2 protein-coding genes are annotated in these 1,149 nt (G+C 48.4%); both read left to right on the top strand.

Annotated elements, in window-relative coordinates; translation table 11 throughout:
- Positions 1-375 (top strand): trimethylamine methyltransferase family protein (locus tag BLQ17_RS22075; RefSeq protein ID WP_176761408.1); only part of this gene is annotated, 375 nt, incomplete at its 5' end.
- Positions 376-611: 236 nt separating this feature from the next.
- On the top strand, positions 612-776 hold the full coding sequence (locus BLQ17_RS22820; protein ID WP_176761407.1) for a hypothetical protein: 165 nt from the start codon (positions 612-614) through the stop codon (positions 774-776).
- The last annotated feature ends 373 nt before the right edge of the window (positions 777-1,149 follow it).

Here is a 1,149-nt window from a genome sequence, read left to right as displayed (position 1 = left end):
GACGTCGGTCTGCTCGACCAGGCCAGCCTGGTCGATCCGGCCACCATCCTCTTCTGTGACGAGGTGATCGACCACGTGAAGCATTTCATGCGCGGCATCCACCTGAGCCCGGAAACGTTCGCCATGGACGTGATCGATTCGGTGGGTGCCGGCGGCAACTACCTGACATCGAGGCACACCCTGGCACATTTTCGTAATTTCTGGCAGCCGACCTACTTCACCAGGCCGGCGATGGGCAACAAAGAGGGCCAGGACCTGATGGGTGCGCTCAACAGAAAGGTTCTTGAGATCGAGCAAACCCATGAGGTTCCGCCCCTTGAGCCCGAGAAGGTGGCCGCGCTTATGGACCTCGAAAAGAAATGGTTGAAAGGATGATGCGCTCTTTGTTCTGTGATTCCTCTCAGTCATAGGAAATCCCCCCCGGTTTTTTGCGGGGGGGATTTCCTTGGGAAAATTTTGAGAAGACGGGGGGCGACAACAGAGATAATCGTGCCCTTGAGATAAGAGGTGAAGTAGGACGCAGCTGCTATTGAAACAACCATGATGCATGACGATCATTCTGGGGTCGTATCATATCAATCTTATGTTCTGCCAAATAAGGTTATCATCTGGTGGTGGAGCTGGAAGAACAGCTGGAGATTGAAATAAAGCAGCTATTTGACGATGAAAAGATTCCTTATACTGTAACATTGTTCGTGAATTATACCAACATCGGCGAGGAACTTGTCAAGATAGCTGAAAGAAACGAGGTCGGTATAACTAGTTTGTCGGTATGAAATAACCACAAAAAATCGGGAAAATGCTTTTTGGTTCGACTGCCCAGTACGTGATTTTACATGCGCCTCGTCCGGTGGTATAACTGTCAACATAGAAAAGAAAAAGGCGGTTTTTGACTTTGACGCGACAGCTCAGAATGGCAGTCTTTGTCGCTGGATTTACCGCAGTGTTATAAAGAAGAAACGTGAAATTAATCAGCGTAAATAATGAAAGCGGGCTTGTTCGTGGTTGTTGTTCTCCTATGGTGCATTTGCGATGGCCTCGCAACCGGAACCGGTTAGAGTAATATTTACGGTGATGGCGATGATCGTCTATGTAACACCCTGTAAAAGTCTGTGCCGGATGTGTGTACACAAATCATTGAAATCAAAG

This window comes from Desulforhopalus singaporensis, from assembly GCF_900104445.1.
GTDB classification, from domain to species: domain Bacteria; phylum Desulfobacterota; class Desulfobulbia; order Desulfobulbales; family Desulfocapsaceae; genus Desulforhopalus_A; species Desulforhopalus_A singaporensis.
The sequence above is the reverse complement of the archived record's forward strand: the minus strand, read 5'-3'. Positions and strand labels throughout refer to the sequence as shown.